The organism is Pontibacter sp. T17 (assembly GCF_057219875.1).
In genome coordinates this window covers 834,329-851,988 of the sequence record NZ_JBXVVW010000001.1, presented here as the reverse complement: position 1 = coordinate 851,988, position 17,660 = coordinate 834,329, and the positions used below count along the sequence as shown (strand labels likewise).

The window sequence follows — 17,660 nt, the reverse complement described above, 5'->3', positions numbered from 1 at the left end:
CTACCCGGCCCAGACTGTACCTGCCTGCCATGCTGCCCCGCCTGCTCCTGCTTCTTGCGCTTCTGCTGCCACTAACGAGCACTGCCCAGACGACACCCGTCGTGCCCGACACGCTGACCTTCTGTGGCATGCACCTGCGCCTGCTGCCGGGCGCCAAACACTACATAGGCCAGCAGGTGAAGCGCCTGAGCAGCCACGCACCCACGCTGGCCATCCTCACCGAGCGGGCCGTGCTCTACATGCCCTACGTGGAAGATGCCCTGCGCCACGCAGGCATGCCAGAAGACCTCAAGTACATCGTGATACAGGAAAGTGGTCTGCTGGGCAATGCCGTGAGTGCCAGCAACGCCGTGGGCTACTGGCAGTTCAAATATGAAACTGCCGTAGAAATGGGCCTGCATGTAGGTGAGACCGTAGACGAACGCCGCCACATTACCCGCGCCACTCTGGGGGCAGCCCAATACTTCACGCGGGCCTATGTGGCCTATGAAAACTGGGTGTATGCCGTAACCTCGTACATGAACGGCACTTCCGGCACCCTGCCCTTTGCCCACCCCGAACTGGTGGGGGCCGACGAAATGGTGATCGATACCAGCAACACCCACTGGTATGCGCTCAAAGCCATAGCCCACAAGCTGGTGTTTGGCGAAACGATGGCCAAAGCCCACCCCACCCTTCGGCTGGAAGCCCGCACGGCCGAGAAAGTGGCTGATGTACAGTCGCTGGTGAAAGTCTCGGGCCTATCGCTGGCCGAACTGCGGAAGTACAACACCTGGCTGCTGCGTGGCTGGGGCAGCCTGCCCAAAGGCCGACCCGTTACGTACTTCGTGGCCGTGCCCTACAAGACGCCGCACAAGCCCGATCCAAACCTAGATGTCATTCCGGCGCCCAACCCCGAACGCTGGGCCCGCATTCGCGCCGACATCCACGACCGGATTACGCGCGAAGGCAAAGGCAAGCTGCTGGCCCCAGCCGACCGTCTGGCCGTTCGCAACCAGCCAGTGCCCCCTGTAAAGCAGCCAGTCACCCCGCAGCAGGAAAAACCTGTCGCCAAACCCGAAGCGCCGACACCCGCCGCGCCCACACTTGATCAGGAGCCTACGCTCAACAAGGCATTTGCCTATGCACATGCCGACGAAACCATTGCCCAGTTGGCCAAACGCTTGAAAACCGATTCCAAAAAGCTGTTGCGCTACAACCCTGGCATTAAACCCGGCGAGAAGCTGGCGGAGGGCCGACTGGTGCTGCTGGTAGGCAGCCGCGAGGTGCAGTATCACATAGTACAGCCGGGCGAGACGCTTATCCGCATTGGGGCGTTCTACAACCTGTCGTCCGATCTGCTGGCGCGGCGCAACCACCTGCACCGCGATGCCCCGCTGGAACCTGGCCGCCGGCTGTATTTACAAGTGACTGCACCCGAAGGCGTAGCCCCTACCATCTATGCGCTGGGCACTCCCAAGCCAGCATTAGTACAGGAAACAACGCCGCCTCAGCAGCGCACTACTCCCTTACCCGATCCGCGAACCATAGCGCAGGAAGAAAGCCCGGCACAACAGGCTACGGCATCTGTGGGCAATACAACGGGGGACAATCTGCAACGCAACCTGCCAGACCCGCATGTCGTAAGCTTTGATGAAAGCCCCGCACCCGCCGTCAGCACCAATGCCGTCAGCCGCCAGTTCACTCTTTACACCGTACAGAAGGGCGATACACTGGAAGCCATTGCCCAGCGTTTTCGTATGACACCAGCCGAAGTGCTGAAAGCCAACGACCTTACCACCGCGCAGGCAGTGAAGCCCGGCATCAAGCTGCTGGTACGGATGCTGGAGGGCCAGTAATCCGTAACGGGGAAGACGCCTATTAGTCCTCGTCCTCTTCTTCCTCGCGGATGGCCCACTCGCGTGGATTCTTGAGCACGCTCACCAGGAAGGCTTCGCGGGTGCCAGCCTCAGGCTGGAAGTTGTAGTCCCACCGCACACGGGGTGGCAGCGACATCAGGATACTTTCGGTGCGCCCGCCAGATTGGAGGCCAAACTGCGTGCCCCGATCGTGCAAAAGGTTGAACTCGGCATAGCGGCCGCGGCGAATCTCCTGCCAGTAGCGGTGCCGTTCGTCGAAGGGCTCGCCGGCACGGCGCTCCACAATAGGCGTATAAGCATCCAGGAACGCATCGCCGATGCCCGTTACAAACTCAAAGCGGTCTTCAAGGGTATAGCCTTCTTCCTCGCGCAGCCAGTCGAAGAACATGCCGCCTATGCCGCGGGTCTCCTTGCGGTGGGGCAGGTAGAAATACCGGTCGCACCAGGCTTTGAAGGTGGGGTAAAACTTGGGGTCGTACTCGTCGCTGGCCGACGCCAGAACGGTATGAAAATGCTCTGCATCGTCTTCCCAGAGATACCAGGGTGTAAGGTCTGTACCACCCCCAAACCAGGCGTCGCGAATGGGGCCATGCTCGTCTTCGTCGCGCAGCTCGAAGTAGCGGAAGTTGGCATGTACGGTAGGCACCATGGGGCTGGCCGGATGGATGACCAGCGAAATACCGGTAGCGAAGAACCAGCCCGGGCCGGTTTTCATGTGCTTCTGCAGGGCCTCCGACACATTGCCATATACCACCGAAGTGTTCACGCCACCCTTTTCAAACACTTTACCACCCGATATAACACGGGCCACACCCCCACCGCCTTCTTCGCGCTGCCATTTATCCTCATGAAACCGCGCGCGGCCATCCAGTTCTTCCAGCTGTTCGCAGATGGTATCCTGCAGGCTGTGTACGTAGTTAACGAAGCGGTCGCGGAGGGAGATAACGCGGGGCATGTGGGTTAGCAGGTAAGAGAGGGCAAGTTACGGATTCGGCCACGACTGAATGGCCTGTACGAAGGCTTTAGCATGGTCTACAGGCACATCGGGCAGGATACCGTGGCCCAGATTGGCCACATAACGCTGTGGGCCAAACTCCTGTATCATGGCGTGGGCACGCTTGCGGATTTCTGGAATGGGCGCGTACAAGAGGCTGGGGTCGAAATTGCCCTGAAGGGTGATGCCAGGGGCCTGCTGGCGGGCAAAGCTGGCAGGCGTGTGCCAGTCAATACCCAGTGCGTTGGCACCCGTAGCCTTCAGCTTGTCGAGGCTGTGCCAGGCGTCTTTGGCAAACAGAATGCGGGGGGCACCCTGCACGCGCTCCATAATCTGTTGCAGATACGGCAGCGAGAAGGTGGCAAAGTCGGCGGGGTTCAGCTGCCCCGCCCAGGTATCGAACACCTGCACAGCCTGCGCGCCGTGGCGAATCTGTGCATTGAGGTAGTCTACCGTGGCGTCGGTGATCTTCTGAAGCAATGCATGGGCGGCCTTGGGCTCGGCGTAGCAGAAGGCTTTTGCCTTGGCAAACTCCTTAGAGCCACTGCCTTCCACCATGTAGCAGAGGAGTGTCCAGGGAGCCCCGGCAAAACCAATGAGCGGCACACGGCCATTGAGCTCCTGTCGAATCTGCCGGATGGCAGCCATCACATAGTGCAGCTTGGCCTCGGCATCTACGGGCGCAATGGCATCCACATCAGCGGCGCGCTCGATTCGGCGGGGAAAACGTGGGCCTTCGCCTTCGTTCATCGTTACCTCAAAGCCCAGCGCCTGCGGAATCACCAGAATGTCGGAGAACAGAATGGCGGCATCCACCCCCACCTGCTCCACAGGCATGAGGGTAATTTTGGTGGCCAGTTCGGGCGTCTCCACGCGGGTGAAGAAGCTGTACTGGTGGCGCAGGGCGCGGAAATCGGGCAGGAAACGGCCCGCCTGACGCATCATCCACACGGGAGGGCGTGGCACTTCCTGCCCCTGCAGGGCACGCAGCAGCAGGTCGTTTTGCAGGCCGGGAGTCACACTCAGGGCCGAAGAGGGGACAGCAGAGGTCATGCGCGGTAACGGTCGGATTGGGCGAAATAGTCAGCAGCCAGGCGGATGAGCCCGGCCGAGGTGGGTTCCTTGGACACTAGAATGGTGGGGATGCCGAAGTCGCGGAGAGTGGCCTGCGTGGTCTTGCCAATGGCCAGACATGGTTTCTCGAATACGGGATTGGCCTCGGGCAGGCTGAAGAGCTGCTCTACGTTGCTGGGCGCAAAGAAGGCAACGGCATCAAAACGACCCGGCAGCTGGAAAGGCAGACGCTCCATCTGGTAAACCACGGCTTCTGTCAGCTCTACGCCTACGGCCTTCAGGCCCAGGCTCATCTCAGGGCGGCGGCGGGCACCGGCCAGGTGCAGCACCGAGCGAACCCGGTAGCGGCGCAGCAGGTCCACCATCGACACAGCCGTGGCTTCGTCGGGCAGCATGGGCGTAATGCCCAGGTCTTCCAGCGCCTCGCCGGTAGCCGGGCCAATAGCAAACACCATCTGGGGCAGCGGCAGAGGGCCAAACTGCTCCATCGCCAACGCCAGTGCTTCTACCGCATGCTGGCTTGTGAAGACCACAGCCTCGGCCTTGCTGTCGCGCAGGGTTGCCGCCAGGTCTTCGGGCGGAAAAAACTGCGGCACCTGCAATGGGCAGGCAGCCAGGCGCAGGTTCAGGCTTTCGGCCAGCGCCAGGTCGTCGACCGAGGGCTCGCGCAGGAATACAACGGTTTTGGGGGTAGCAGCACTCATGAGCGGGCAGGTCGTATGGGAAGTAAAGATGCGCCACCTTTTGCCAACAACTGCTCTGCAGCCTGCTGCCCTAGCGCACGGGCCTGTTCCACTGGGCCGGAGACGGTTACGTCCAGCCGCTCGCGGCCATCGGTACCCACCAGCGTGCCGTCCATAATCAGTTGATTGCCGTCCAGACGGGCCAACGCACCCACAGGGGCACTGCACCCGCCTTCCAACACCGCCAGCATCTGACGCTCGGCCTCAACTGCGCGGGCGGTGGGGCTGTGGTGCAGGCTCATCAGAATATCGCGCAGGGCAGTGTCATCCTCGCGGGTGACGATGGCAATGGCACCCTGTGCGGGAGCAGGGCGCATCCAGTCGAGGTAGGTGGCGATGTCGGCGTTCAATTCCAGACGCTTCAGACCTGCGGCGGCAAATACAGCGGCGTCCCAGTTGCCTTCATACAGTTTCTGCAGGCGGGTAGTGACGTTGCCACGCAGGTCCACCAGTTGGTGCTTAGGGTAGCGGTTCAGCCACTGGGCGCGGCGGCGCACACTGCCCGTGGCGATGATGGCCGGATAATCGGGATCATTGAGGAAGTCCAGCCCATTGCGCACTACCAGCACGTCGCGGGGGTCTTCGCGTTCCAGCACGGCCGCAATGGCCAGGCCTGCGGGCAGACTCGTCGGGATGTCCTTGCAGCTGTGCACGGCCAGATCTATGCGCTTGTCCAGCAGGGCGTCGTCAAGGCTTTTGGTAAACACGCCCCGGCCTGCCAGTTCCGTACCGAGGTCGGCCAGCGAGCGCGAGAGGTCCAGGTCGCCTTCGCTTTTGATCTCTATGAGTTCGTAGGCATGGCCGCGGAGCCGCAGTGCGCGGCCCACATGGTGCGACTGCCACAGGGCCAACCGACTGTCGCGGGTGCCGATACGCAGATTCAGGTGCATATGCCTGGGGAAAGGAAAAGCGGAAAATCAAACATTGAGCTGGAACAGCTGCTGCACCAGCGTAGCCATTTCGGCCCCCTTGGCGGGGTCGCTGCGCAGGGTTTCCACGCTATGGGCCACAATCTTGCTCACGATACGGTTGGCCGCCACTTCTACGCGGGCCAGCTCATCTTTGGGCAGCTTGTGGCGCAGGGTGTCCAGTTCCTGCCGTTTGATTTCCTCGAACTTTTCGGTGAGGGCGCGAATGGTGGGCCCCAGCCGCTGCACGGCCAGCCACTGTTCAAACGCCTGAATTTCTTCTTCAATGATGGCCAACACCTGCGGCCGCGCTGCTTCGCGCTGGGCCAGTGCGGCATCCTGCGCCTGCCGCAGGGTGTCCATGTCTACCAGCGTAATGCCTTCCAACTGGGTGCAGGCGGGGTCTATGTTGCGGGGCACCGAGAGGTCTACCAGCGTGCGCTGGCGGCCGTCGGCGGGCAGCATGTCCGGTGTGATGATGTAGTTCTCGGCGCCGGTAGCCACGAACACGATATCAGCTTCCTGCAATTGGGCGGCAAGGTCGGACAGCGGGGCAGCATGGGCCTCGAACCGACTGGCAAGGCGCTGGGCGCGGGCAATGCCGCGGTTCAGCACCGTGATACGGCGCACGCCGTGGGCGTTCAGGTTGGCGCAGGTCACCTTGCCAATCTTGCCGGCCCCTACCAGCAGCACATGGCTCTGCGACAGGCGGGCGGCACCCAGCGATTCCTTCAACTGCTGAATGGCGGCATGGGCAGTGCTGGCAGCCCCACGGCCGATGGCGGTTTCGGTACGGGCGCGCTTGTGTGCCCGCAGCACGTGCTGCATCAGCTTGTGCAGGTAGCCGTTGGCATTGCCTGCGTCTACGGTGTGCTTGAAGGCCTGCTTCACCTGCTGCACAATCTGGAGGTCGCCGAGCACGAGAGAGTCTACCCCACAGGCTACGGCAAAGAAGTGGCGCAGGGCATCATGGCCGAGGTCAGCGAAACCGAATGCCTGAAACTCAGCTTCGGTAGGCTTGGCGTTTTCCTTACCGGCGTAGCGCAGCAGCAGTTCGGCGGCCAGTTCGGGGGCGTCGGTGTTGGCATACAGCTCGGTGCGGTTGCAGGTGCTCAGCAGCACAGCGCCTTCCAAGCCCGCGGCACGGGCCTCAGCCAATAAAGCGTTCCGGCGCTCTTCGTTCAGGTAAAAGGCCTCGCGCACGGCAACGGGCGCCTTGTGGTGGTTTACTCCCACCGCTACAAAACGACTGGCTTCCCACTTCATGCCATTACCTCCTCTGCTACGGCCAGCGATTCGCCCAGCGCCAGCGCGGCCTGACGGCCCAGCGCGGCAATGAACTGCGGGTGGTCGTTCAGCCCCTTGGTAATGCCAATGGTGTGCACACCATGCGGCTCGGTGGCTTCCTTCAGTTCGATACCCAGCTCAAAAGTGGTCTCAATGTGGTCGGTAACGAAGGCCACGGGAATCATTACCACGTGACGGATGCCATAGTCGCCGAGGCGGCATACGAGGTCTTCGGTGTTGGGCTGTGTCCACTTGGCGGGGCCCACACGGCTCTGGAAACCCAGCCAGTGCTGCTCCTCCTTGCCCTGCGAACGGCGCAGTCGCATCACGGCTTCCACCGTCTCGCGTATCTCGGCAGTGTAGGGGTCGCCGGCAGCTACTTCAGCCAGCGGTGTGCCGTGTGCCGTGAACACTAGGTGTGCAGCGGGGCGGATGTCGGCGGGCAGTTCGGCCAGAGCCTCGTCAATGCGCTGGTTCAGGGCAGCCAGAAACAGCGAATCGGTGGGGTAGCTGCGCACGAAGTGCTCACGCCAGGTAGCCTTGAGGGCATCGCGCTGGGTGGTCCACTCGCGGAAACTGCTGCCAGTGGTGGTGTACGAGAAGTGCGGGTATAGCGGCAGCAGGATGGCATCGGTGATGCCGTCTTTCTGCATCAACTGCTGGGTAAGAGCCGTACCGGGCTCGGTGTAGCGGAAACAGGTGTAGACGCGCACAAAATGTTGGGGCCATGCCGCCTGCAGGTATTGCTCCAGGGCTTTGCGCTGGAGTTCGGTGCAGGGGTTCAGCGACGAACAGGCGTCGCTGGGCTTGCCGTGGTTGGGGCAGTACTGGCTGCCGCCACATCCGTTGGCACAGGCGTTGATCTGCCGGTATTTGGCACCCACTTTGGGCGCACGCACGGTGCTGATGAGCGTTGCCAGGGTTTTCTGGGCAATGCCGCCTCCAAGTTTGATGATATCGCTGTCGGAAAACAGATTGAACAGGAACGGCTTGACAGACGCGTACGTCACCGGGCCACCCATGTTCAACAGCACTACGCCAATGCGCTTTGTTTGCATGTCACAAAGATGCGCCCCGTTTGTGAAGGAATGATGAAGAAGCCGCAGCAGAAAACCTGATTTACCTCAGCTTTCAGGCGCCCTTCACCGTGCCGTCAATACGCGAAAAGGTGCGCATGCCGCGAACGTAGTACTTCCACACCGCGCTGTAGCCCGCCCAGCCTTTGATGGCATTGCGGGGGCGCTTGGGGCCCTGCGCCCTGCGCTCGCGCAGGATGGCAGGCACGCGCTGGTAAAAGCCGATGTGCGCCCGAAAGATGGCCAGCGTGGTGCGCCAGTGCCCGTCGGTAAGCGACTTCACGCCCGACACGCCGTCCAGGCACAGGCGGCAGAAGATGCGCAGCCACGGCCAGCCCGGGGCGTTCTTCAGCAGCATGGCCAAGCCGTTGCGGTAGTTGAGGAAGATTTTCTGGGGGCTGTTGTACTGGATGATACTGCCCCCCACGTGGTATACCGTGCTCTGAGGACACACCCAGATCTGCCGGCCACGGTTCTGCAGGCGCCAACACAGGTCAATCTCCTCCATGTGGGCGTAAAATGTGTTGTCCAGGCCGCCCACCTCGTGGTAGTCTTTGGCGCGGATGAACAGACAGGCGCCACTGCCCCAGAACACAGGCCGGGCGTCGTCGTACTGGCCCTTGTCCTGCTCCACGGTCAGAAACACCCGGCCGCGGCAGAACGGATAGCCGAATACGTCCATGTAGCCCCCTGCCGCACCTGAATACTCGAAGCTGTCGCGCTGACGCCATGCCATGATTTTGGGCTGCACGGCGGCAATATCGGCGCGGCTGTCCAGCAGATCTACGGGCGCGTCCAGCCAGCCGGGCGTTACTTCCACATCGCTGTTGATGAGGACGTAGTATTGCGCCTGTATCTGCGGCAGCGACTCTACATAGCCATTGGTAAAGCCCCTGTTCACCTTCAGGGTCAGTACCCGTACGGTTGGAAACTGCTCGGCAAGCAAATGAGGCGTACGGTCGGTGCTTGCATTATCCACTACCCATACCTCCGTATCGCCCGCCGGGCGCGCCGCCGCCGTGGATACTATCCCCGGCAGGAACTGCTCCAGCCAGTCGGCACTCTGGTAGGAGAGGACTACAACCGCCACTTTGGGCACAACTTGCGACACTTCCGGATTCACGGGCGCAAAAGTACACAAAGCTGGTTCCCACCATCGAATGCCCCTGCGCAGACCCATCGTGTGGATGTTGAACGTTACCCACATCCCTGTCGTTATTGGAGGGGTGTGCTACTTTTGCACCGACAACCGTACCCCTCAAAATCATTCACACGACTATGGCTCACCACAGCGTAGAAATCACCGACGCCAACTTCGAAGAAGTGGTCATCAACAGCAAAACGCCCGTTCTCGTTGACTTCTGGGCCCCTTGGTGTGGTCCCTGCCTGGCAATGGGTCCGGCCATTGAGGAACTGGCCCAGGAATATGAAGGCAAAGCCATCATTGGCAAGCTGAACGTAGACGACAACGCCCGCATGGCGACCGAATACCGCATCACCAGCATTCCCGCACTCATCTTTTTCAAGGACGGCAAAGTGGCTGACAAGCATGTGGGCAGCACTACCAAGGGTGTGCTGAAAACCAAGCTGGATACCATCATGTCCTGAGGGCATGCACCCAACGTATTGAGTAACGGGGGCTCGGCCCCCGTTTTTATTTCCAGCTCATTGTAAGATTCCGCCTTTGCGCCTCCCTTAGGCTTTCTTAAGAAACCCTAAGGGTACTTTGCACATTCCTTGCTAGCACGCAATTCCTCTCCCAACAGGACTCTTTCAACTCTAATGCCTGATGCCATGTCACAACAGAATGTTGTAAACCGCACTGTAGAAGTCACAGACGAGAATTTCGAGCAAGTGGTTCTACGAAGCACCATACCGGTGCTGGTTGATTTCTGGGCTGCTTGGTGTGGCCCCTGCCTGGCCATGGCCCCTGGTCTGGAAGAACTGGCCACTGAATACCTGGACCGCTTCATCATTGCCAAGCTCGATGTAGACAAAAACCCCAAGACCGCCATGGCCTTCCGGATCAGCAGCATGCCCACCCTGCTCGTTTTCCGCAATGGCCAGGTAGTAGACAAACAAGTAGGGGCGCTACCCAAAGTGGCCATCCGCAGCCGAATGGAAGCCGTACTCTCTTGATTATCAAATCAAAAAGTTCTCATCCGCCTCAGATTGAAACGGGTGTGCTATCTTGCACACCCGTTTCTATTTCTCGGACTAATACCGACACCTTGGAACCAACGCTGGATTTCGAAAAACCCGTTGTGGAGCTGGAAGCCAAGCTCGAAGAGATGAAAGCTCTGGCGACCCAGAACCGCGTTGACATGTCGGCCACGATAGCCGAAATCGAACAGAAAGTGGTCTCACTGAAAGAGAGCATTTATGCCAACCTCACTGGGTGGCAGCGCGTTCAGCTGAGCCGCCACCCCAATCGCCCTTACACGCTTGACTATATCTACGCCATCTGCAACGAGTTCTACGAACTGCATGGTGACCGTACCGGCCTGGACGACCACGCCATGATTACAGGTATAGGCGATGTGAATGGCGAAACCATCTTCTTCATTGGCCAACAGAAAGGGCGCGACACCAAGAGCCGCCAATACCGCAACTTCGGTATGGCGAACCCTGAAGGTTACCGCAAAGCCTTGCGCGTGATGAAGATGGCAGAGAAGTTCCACAAGCCTGTTGTCTGCCTCATCGATACCCCGGGCGCACACCCCGGCCTTCATGCCGAAGAAAAGGGCCAGGCCGAAGCCATTGCCCGCAACCTGATGGAGATGGCCGTGCTGCGTACGCCCATCATCTGTATCGTCATTGGCGAAGGTGCTTCTGGCGGGGCATTGGGCATTGGCGTGGGCGACCGTGTTTACATGCTCGAAAACACCTGGTACTCTGTCATCAGCCCCGAAAGCTGCTCCAGCATCCTATGGCGCAGTTGGGACTATAAAGAGCGTGCTGCCGAAGCCCTGCGCCTCACGGCCAAGGACAACTTCGAACTGGGGATTATTGACGGTATCATTCCCGAGCCTCTGGGCGGTGCACACCGCAACCCCACCCAGATGTACCGCGAGGTAAAGGCGCGTATCCTCCGCGATATCCGCACCCTGCGCAACCTGCCTACGGAAGAGCTCATCAGCCAGCGCATTGACAAGTTCTCGCGCATGGGTGTAGTGGTAGAGGGCTGAACATTCCATGGAACTGGCCTCCCATTTCCTACTGGACCCACTGAAAAGTGTCGTCAGCCTCGGCAAGATTCTGCTCAGGGCCAAATGGCCTAAAGCATACCCCGCCCGCACTCGCCCCAGCGCAGTCATACTGGCAAACGGTCCCAGCCTGAAGCAGGACCTTGAGCAGCATCTCGACTGGATTCTGCAGCATGAGGTGTTTGCCGTAAACCTGTTTGCCCGCACCGAATGGTTCGAGAAAGTGAAGCCCCGCCATTACATGATGGTGGACGACGCTTTCTGGAGATACATGACAGGCACGCCCATCAATCCGGCCGAGCCCAGTGTGGAAGTCAACATCGCCGAGACGTTCCAGTGCATACGCGACCGCGTATCCTGGCCTATGACCATTCACATGCCCTACACAGGGCGTAATGCGCCCGCCCTGAAGATGCTGTTGGCTCACAACCCAAACATCCGGGTACATTTCTTCAACCACATAGTAATCAACGGTATGTCTTGGTTCCGGCACCACCTGTGGGCCGCAGGCTGGGGCACGCCGTCGCTGCCCAACGTGCTGGCCGGGGGTATCATCACAGCACTGGCCATGCGCTTCCCGACGATCTATCTGCTGGGAGCCGACCACAGCTGGCACGAAACGGTGCATCTGGACGAAGACGGCTTTCCCACCTACAACGACGTACACTTCTACTCCAATACCAGCAAAGGCGTTCCCGTAAAAATGCGGGCTGAAGTACATGCCCGCCACCGGATTGACACCTGGTTCATGGGCATAGGCAAGACCTTCCGCAGCTACCACCTTATGCGGGCCTATGCAGACTGGCTGGGCTGCCGGATCATCAATGCCAGCAACAAATCGTATATCGATGCCTTCGAACGCCAGACGATTGCTAGCTTGAAGCAGGCAACACGAATCGGCTGACCACTTTGTCTGCAGAACCTTCAGCATCCTTGCGTACAGCCACCCTGAAAGGTGCGCGCTGGCTTGGTCTGGCTGCACTGTTGGGTACGGCCCTCCAACTGTTGCAGTTGTTTCTGCTGGCCCGTTGGCTGGGCAAAGAGGCGTTGGGCCTCCGTGCGCTTCTGGAATCGGTTTTTGCCATTGTGCTGCTGTTAGCTGATGCTGGTATCAGCAATGCCCTTGTACAGAAGGAAAAGCTGGAACTGCGTCAGCAGCACAGCCTCTTCTGGTTCAATCTGGCCCTAGGTTTGCTGTTGGCTCTGATGCTGGCACTTGCAGCACCAGTCATAGCCTCGGCCTATCATCAGCCCGCTCTGTCAAGCCTGCTCCTATGGGCGTCAGCGGCACTGGCCTGCATTCCCTTCGGCCAACAATACAAAGCACTGCTGCAACGCAGCCTTGCTTTTGCCACATTGGCCCGCATCGAACTAGTGGGCGCAGCTGTCTCCACGGTTGTGGCTTTGGGCCTGGCGCTCATCACTACGCTGGGAGCCGAGATATTTGCCATTTCCCTGCTGGCCCGGCAGGCGATGCAGGCCGCGCTGTTCTTTTGGGCAGGGCGCAACCAGTACAGGCCATACTGGCATTTTGCCTGGGCCGATGTTCGGCCTTTTGTAGGCTTTGGCGGCTGGCAGTTGGCAGCCTCCTTTGCCGGTATTGTGGGCAGCTACATAGACGTGCTGATACTAGGCCGTGTGCTGGACCTTCGCGCACTTGGCCTGTATGGGGCGGCCAAAGACATCGCCATGCGCCCGCTGCTGATTCTTGCACCTCTGCTGCATCGGCTTGTTTTTCCGGTGCTGTCGCGCTTGCAGGGTGACCGCGCGGCCCTTGGCTCGGCCTTCGACTCTGCTGCGCGTATGCTTACTGTCCTGTGCCTTCCCATCTACCTGTCAATGCTGGCTTTTCCTGGGCCCATTCTCCGCATTGCGTTGGGCGCTGGCTGGGAAGAAGCCATCCCTCTGCTGCAACTCATGGCCCTGTATGCGCTCTTGCGTACCCTGCTGAGTCTGCCATGGCTGCTCTTGTTGAGCCTGGGGCATATGCCGCAGCTATTTGCATTCTCAGCTCTGCTGGCGCTTCTACACCTCGGCGCATCACTTGCACTTGCCTCGTTGGGCCCTCTGACGCTGGCAATTGGAAATACAGTGCTGGCTCTGGCCTTACTCTTCCTGACCGACTGGCTGTGGATACGGCCACGGCTGACGGGCGCCACGGCCTACCAATGGCGCATACCGCTGCTTCTGGTGCTGGCAGCGACCGCCTTCCTGCCACCCACACTTATTCTGCTTCGGTTGGCGTGGCCTGCACTGCCCGCTTTGGTAGTGGGGATGGCAACGGCAGCACTGCTGCTGCTGCTGCTGTTCCGCAGCTTTGCCCAGCAGGAGCTGCAATGGGCGCTGGAAGCACTGCCCCCCATTCTGCGTGGCCCGGCCAGCCGTATCCTTCGTCTCCCCACTCCATGAAAATCCTTCTCCTCAGCACGGGCGATCTGCACAGTGGTGCGTTCATTGCCGCCCACCGCCTGATGATGGCGCTGCAGAAGTACGGCCACGAGGTGCGCATGCTGGTGATGGATAAAACCGGCCAAGATGACGATGTAACTGCCATAGCCGAAACCGATGGCGCACAGCGCTGGGGCCGCTTCCGCCGCTATGCCGATTGGCTGCTGACATTGCCCGCCGTGAAGCAGCGCCGGCTTATTTTCCAGTTCAGCCCGGCCCGCTTTGGCTTCTCAATCCATCATCACCCGCTGGTTCAGTGGGCCGATGTAGTACACCTGCATTGGGTAAACCACGGCTTTCTGTCCATAGAGGAAATTGGCCGGCTGAACGCCCTGGCCAAGCCGCTGGTTTGGACACTCCACGACCAGTGGGCATTTACCGGGGGCTGTCACTACTCCTATACCTGCCAGCACTATCAGACTGGTTGCGGCAACTGCCCCCTTCTGCGGAACCCCGCTGCCAACGACCTGTCGCACAGCATCTGGCTGCGCAAACAGAAAGCCTACAGCACCAAGCCCCTCCACATTGTCACTTGCAGCGAATGGCTGGGAAGACTGGCCGCCAGCAGCAGTCTGGCGCAGGGACACTCCGTAACAGCGATTCCCAACCCGATTGATACCAGCTGGTTCAGCCCGCAGGACAAAGACCAGGCCCGCATACGACTGGGGATACCAACAGACCGCCCGCTCCTGCTCTTTGGCGCCTCCAACCTCAACGACCCGCGCAAAGGCTATTCATACTTCCTGCGGCTGCTGGAGGAACTGCGCCAACATATACCGACTGAGCAGCTTCCACGCATCGCATTCTTTGGCGCGCTGAAAGCCGAAACCGGCCTGCCCGAAGGGTACGAAGTACACCTGCTGGGTAGCCGCCGGGGCGCCGACCTGGTAGCCACCTATGCCGCGGCCGACCTTTACGTAACGACCTCGCAGGAAGACAACCTCCCCAACACGGTGATGGAAGCACTGGCCTGCGGTACCGCCGTGGCAGCCTTTGGCATAGGAGGCATACCCGAAATGGTGCAGGATGGCGTAACAGGCTGCCTGGCCCCGCTCAACGACACTCCCGCCCTTGCACAGCGCATTGCTGCTGCCTTACTTCAGCACAGGGCCACGGCAATGGGTGCGGCAGCTCGACAGTTTGTAGAGCAGCAGTATGCGGAAAGTCGGGTTGCAGGCCGCTATTCCCAGGTATATCAGACGGCGTTGTCTTACTAAGGCTTGCGGAAAAAGATGCCATCCATCTGCATCATACGGCCACTTTTGGGCTCGATGAACGCGGGCAGCATTCCCCACAGCTCAAAGCCCTGTGCCTCCACCCACTCAGACAGTTCGTGGTGCAGCTTTTGTCCCTCGTACAGCGGTAGCAGCGACAGTTCCAGTTCCAAGCCTTGAATGCGGGCCAGACTCTGCTGTGCGCCCAGCAGCACCTGGTACTCAAAGCCCTGTGTATCTATCTTCAGGAAAACGCGGTCTGTGGGTTTGACATATGTGTCGAATACAGCATCCAGCGTCTGCACCTCCGTCGGCACCTGGCCTACGTAACGCGACTCCGGCGCAGCAGAAGCATGGCTATCCAGCATAGGCAGCAGCGAACTGCTGACGCCATTGCCTGCGACATTCAGCACGAGGGTGCCAGGCTGCGCACCCAGTGCCATTCGTGGCGCGATCTGCCAATTGCTGTACTGGCTGCTCTTTTTAAGCAGTTCTGCATGCGCCTCTGGCAACGGCTCAAATGAGACAATACGGCCTGTGTATCCCTTTTTGAGGAGATCACTGGCAAATTGCCCTGCATTGGCTCCAACGTCCAGCACCACGGATATGTTGTGCGCTGCCAATTGTGCAGGCAGCCGCTCGGTCGGGTTCCAGGAGGGGTCAAACCGAACGATGTCAAATCCAGTCTTTCTCAGTAGCTGGCGAAGGGTGTGAAGCATGTATGGTCAGTTCATTAAAGGCAAATCAGGAGCTCACGCCTTTCCGCTTGAACCAGAAGTAGGCCGGGATACCCAGCAGGACAATTACAGCCCCCCAGCGGGCGTCCTCCCAGCGGTAGACGAGAATGGAGACACAGGTAAAGCCCGCCAGCAGGATGTACAGCAGCGGCACAAACGGGTAGCCTACCACTTTGTAGGGGCGCTCCATCTCGGGGCGGCGCACGCGCAGCACAAACAGCCCCACTACCGTCAGTACGTAGAAGAGCAGCTGGGCAAACATCACGTAATTGAGCAACTGGCCATAGTTGCCACTGAACACCAGCAGACACGCCCAGAAGCACTGCATGGCCAGCGATGGAGCAGGACTACCATGCCGGTTGAGCTCCGTGGCCTTTTTGAAAAACAGGCCGTCTTTGGCCATGGCATAGTACAGGCGCGCACCCGCCAGAATACACACGTGTACGCAGCCAAAGGTGCTGAGCATCACCAGTGCGGCCATGATGTACGTGGCGGCATCGCCCACAACCGTCTGCATCAGGGCGGTTCCCACACGGTCAGAAGGGGCAGACTGGATGGTATCGAGCGGCAGGACGTATACGTAAGCGAAGTTGGCCAGCAGGTACAGCGCGCACACGCTGCCCGTACCCAGCAGCAGGCTCAGTGGCAGGTTGCGCTTGGGGTTCTCCACCTCACCCGCAGTGTAAGTAATGTTGTTCCAGGCGTCGGATGAGAAGAGCGAGCCTACCAGCGCCGAAGCAAACACGGCCAGCGTCACGGCCTCGGTGGTGCCGGTGGTGCTGAAGGTAAACCGCGACCAGTCGCCCAGCCCCGCCATGCCCGCATAAATGCCCAGCAGCAGTACCAGTACCAGTGCGCCTATTTTGCCGAAAGTGAAGGCGTTGTTGAGCAGCGCCCCCGACTTCACCTCACGGAAGTTGAACAGCGTGAGGCCAACCAGCACGGCCACCGCCAGCACCTGCTGGTATGTAATGCCCCAGGTGTCGGTGAGCTTGAAGAGGTAGTTGCCATCGGAGAAGACGTCGATGAACACACCAGTGAAGCGGGCAAAGGCTACTGCCACGGCGGCCAACACCCCAGTAGTAACCACCGTAAACACCGTCCAGCCGAAAAGGAAGCCCATCATGGGGCCATAGGCCTCTTTCAGATAGATGTACTGCCCGCCAGCTTTGGGCATGGCCGCAGCCAGTTCGCCGTAGCTGATGGCGCCTAGCAGCGTGATGACACCCGATGCCACCCAGGCCAGGATGAGCAGACCGGGACTGTGCACCGTACGGGCAATGTCGGCCGAAACGATGAAGATGCCCGAGCCGATCATGGAGCCCATGATGACCATGGTGCTGTCGAGGAGGTTGAGGCCGCGCTTGGCAGGCTTCTGCGGAGTGTCTACGTGTTGCATGCGGAGGGGTGGGAAGCTGTAAAGATGCCAAAAAGCGGCGCTGCTTGTGCAGGTTCTACAGTCTCCCTGGATGGTTGACCACCGGCAGTATCCAAGGCATTGTACCGGCGCAGGAAATCGTTTACAGCCGGCTTGCCACAATCAAACCTTCTCCGATGATGATTGGGTGTCAGATCTTCTATATATACCATATTTAGCAGCTTCAGCCGCCAACGATTCCTCTGGCAGGATGATGGGCTGTTGGGCTTTCAGGCGGGCGGCTTCGCGGCGGGCAATCGCCTCCTCCGGAAAGTCTTTCAGCAACTCCAGCATCCGCCGCTTCTCGTCCAGCGACAACTGGATGACAAGTTGCGTATCAACCACCTTTCGGGCTATTGGAAGAATCTGACTTACTACAAACTCGGACACCGTGAGCCCTGAAAGTTCGGCCGCCTGCTCTATCAGCGCCTTGTGCTCGGCTGACACCCGGGCCTCCAGCCGCGCCGAACGCACCGCCTTTGCTTTTCGGACTTCTGCCTGCTTGCGCTTTACTTCTCCCGATTCCCGGAGAACATCGCCTTTGCCTCCAACCCTCAGCGCATCCGCAATCATCTTCTTTGCGGTCACCGACTTCTTAACACTTGTTTTTTCTTTTACGCGGGACATAATCACCTCCAGTACTGTACGACAAATGACGTACAATTTCTGTCGTTTATGCAAACAAAAAGCGCCGGCA

Annotated in this window: 17 protein-coding genes; 7 read left to right on the top strand and 10 right to left on the bottom strand. The window is 59.7% G+C overall.

Features of this window, described 5'->3' with window-relative positions:
* Window positions 1–29 precede the first annotated feature (29 nt).
* Window positions 30–1,838 (top strand): LysM peptidoglycan-binding domain-containing protein, encoded by a 1,809-nt coding sequence (locus AC2D8O_RS03925; RefSeq protein ID WP_484677486.1) that lies wholly within the window; start codon window positions 30–32, stop codon window positions 1,836–1,838.
* A gap of 22 nt (window positions 1,839–1,860) precedes the next feature.
* Here AC2D8O_RS03925 and hemF read toward each other — a convergent pair whose 3' ends face one another.
* The 7 genes from hemF to AC2D8O_RS03890 form a co-directional block, all read right to left on the bottom strand.
* Window positions 1,861–2,814 (bottom strand): oxygen-dependent coproporphyrinogen oxidase, encoded by a 954-nt coding sequence (gene hemF, locus AC2D8O_RS03920; RefSeq protein ID WP_484677485.1) that lies wholly within the window; start codon window positions 2,812–2,814, stop codon window positions 1,861–1,863.
* A 27-nt stretch (window positions 2,815–2,841) separates the two neighbouring features.
* Window positions 2,842–3,906, bottom strand: coding sequence for a uroporphyrinogen decarboxylase (hemE, locus tag AC2D8O_RS03915; RefSeq protein ID WP_484677484.1), 1,065 nt, complete (start codon window positions 3,904–3,906; stop codon window positions 2,842–2,844).
* Window positions 3,903–4,631: a uroporphyrinogen-III synthase gene (locus AC2D8O_RS03910; RefSeq protein ID WP_484677483.1), complete on the bottom strand. Its 729-nt coding sequence runs from the start codon at window positions 4,629–4,631 to the stop codon at window positions 3,903–3,905. The genes hemE and AC2D8O_RS03910 overlap by 4 nt, the downstream gene beginning before the upstream one ends.
* Window positions 4,628–5,560, bottom strand: a complete 933-nt coding sequence (gene hemC / locus AC2D8O_RS03905; protein ID WP_484677482.1) for a hydroxymethylbilane synthase — start codon at window positions 5,558–5,560, stop codon at window positions 4,628–4,630. The genes AC2D8O_RS03910 and hemC overlap by 4 nt, the downstream gene beginning before the upstream one ends.
* Window positions 5,561–5,587: 27 nt before the next feature.
* Window positions 5,588–6,844: a glutamyl-tRNA reductase gene (gene hemA / locus AC2D8O_RS03900; RefSeq protein ID WP_484677481.1), complete on the bottom strand. Its 1,257-nt coding sequence runs from the start codon at window positions 6,842–6,844 to the stop codon at window positions 5,588–5,590.
* Window positions 6,841–7,923, bottom strand: a complete 1,083-nt coding sequence (gene hemH / locus AC2D8O_RS03895) for a ferrochelatase (RefSeq protein ID WP_484677480.1) — start codon at window positions 7,921–7,923, stop codon at window positions 6,841–6,843. The genes hemA and hemH overlap by 4 nt, the downstream gene beginning before the upstream one ends.
* 73 nt (window positions 7,924–7,996) lie before the next feature.
* On the bottom strand, window positions 7,997–9,064 hold the full coding sequence (locus tag AC2D8O_RS03890; protein WP_484677479.1) for a glycosyltransferase family 2 protein: 1,068 nt from the start codon (window positions 9,062–9,064) through the stop codon (window positions 7,997–7,999).
* A gap of 155 nt (window positions 9,065–9,219) precedes the next feature.
* Between AC2D8O_RS03890 and trxA (AC2D8O_RS03885) the strand changes: the two genes are divergently transcribed.
* The 6 genes from trxA (AC2D8O_RS03885) to AC2D8O_RS03860 all read left to right on the top strand — a co-directional run bounded on the left by trxA (AC2D8O_RS03885) (window position 9,220) and on the right by AC2D8O_RS03860 (window position 14,812).
* A complete protein-coding gene (gene trxA / locus AC2D8O_RS03885; RefSeq protein WP_484677478.1) occupies window positions 9,220–9,549 on the top strand; it encodes a thioredoxin in 330 nt (109 codons plus the stop codon).
* A 186-nt stretch (window positions 9,550–9,735) separates the two neighbouring features.
* Window positions 9,736–10,080 (top strand): thioredoxin, encoded by a 345-nt coding sequence (trxA, locus tag AC2D8O_RS03880; protein ID WP_484677477.1) that lies wholly within the window; start codon window positions 9,736–9,738, stop codon window positions 10,078–10,080.
* A 92-nt stretch (window positions 10,081–10,172) separates the two neighbouring features.
* The gene (locus AC2D8O_RS03875; RefSeq protein WP_484677476.1) at window positions 10,173–11,129 is read left to right on the top strand and encodes an acetyl-CoA carboxylase carboxyltransferase subunit alpha; all 957 of its coding nucleotides are present in this window, start codon (window positions 10,173–10,175) and stop codon (window positions 11,127–11,129) included.
* Window positions 11,130–11,136: 7 nt separating this feature from the next.
* Complete coding sequence (locus AC2D8O_RS03870; RefSeq protein ID WP_484677475.1) at window positions 11,137–12,051, top strand: hypothetical protein; 915 nt, start codon at window positions 11,137–11,139, stop codon at window positions 12,049–12,051.
* A 29-nt stretch (window positions 12,052–12,080) separates the two neighbouring features.
* Window positions 12,081–13,556 (top strand): oligosaccharide flippase family protein, encoded by a 1,476-nt coding sequence (locus tag AC2D8O_RS03865; protein ID WP_484677474.1) that lies wholly within the window; start codon window positions 12,081–12,083, stop codon window positions 13,554–13,556.
* Window positions 13,553–14,812, top strand: coding sequence for a glycosyltransferase (locus tag AC2D8O_RS03860; RefSeq protein WP_484677473.1), 1,260 nt, complete (start codon window positions 13,553–13,555; stop codon window positions 14,810–14,812). Before AC2D8O_RS03865 ends, AC2D8O_RS03860 begins: the two co-directional genes overlap by 4 nt.
* On the opposite strand, the gene AC2D8O_RS03855 is transcribed toward AC2D8O_RS03860, so the two are convergent.
* The 3 genes from AC2D8O_RS03855 to AC2D8O_RS03845 form a co-directional block, all read right to left on the bottom strand.
* Window positions 14,809–15,528: an FkbM family methyltransferase gene (locus tag AC2D8O_RS03855; RefSeq protein ID WP_484677472.1), complete on the bottom strand. Its 720-nt coding sequence runs from the start codon at window positions 15,526–15,528 to the stop codon at window positions 14,809–14,811. The two genes, AC2D8O_RS03860 and AC2D8O_RS03855, sit on opposite strands and share 4 nt — an antisense overlap.
* Window positions 15,529–15,553: 25 nt before the next feature.
* Complete coding sequence (locus tag AC2D8O_RS03850) at window positions 15,554–16,945, bottom strand: APC family permease (protein WP_484677471.1); 1,392 nt, start codon at window positions 16,943–16,945, stop codon at window positions 15,554–15,556.
* Between the two features lie 141 nt (window positions 16,946–17,086).
* A complete protein-coding gene (locus AC2D8O_RS03845) occupies window positions 17,087–17,551 on the bottom strand; it encodes a type II toxin-antitoxin system TacA family antitoxin (RefSeq protein WP_484677470.1) in 465 nt (154 codons plus the stop codon).
* Window positions 17,552–17,660 lie beyond the last annotated feature (109 nt).